Raw genomic sequence first — 240 nt, 5'->3', positions numbered from 1 at the left:
TGACGGCCGAGGCGCGGCCCTCCAAATCGACGCCGAGGAAGGTCTGTGCCTGCCTGGCGGCCTTGATCGCGTTGATCGCCGCCTGAAGGGAACCGTCGGTGCCGTTCTTGAAACCGAGTGGCATCGAGAGGCCGGACGCCATCTGACGGTGCGTTTGCGACTCGGTCGTGCGCGCCCCGATGGCCGACCAACAAATCAAATCGGAGATGTACTGGGGTGTGATCGGATCAAGCAGCTCGG

General features: G+C 63.8%; 1 pseudogene. It reads right to left on the bottom strand.

The window, feature by feature from the left end:
* Positions 1–240 (bottom strand): annotated as a pseudogene (locus tag ACMUOY_RS20470) (3-deoxy-7-phosphoheptulonate synthase); the annotation flags it as partial.

Source organism: Candidatus Skiveiella danica (assembly GCF_022705245.1).
Classification (GTDB): Bacteria; Pseudomonadota; Gammaproteobacteria; order Burkholderiales; family Burkholderiaceae_C; genus Skiveiella; species Skiveiella danica.
This window is presented reverse-complemented; position numbering and strand designations above follow the sequence as displayed.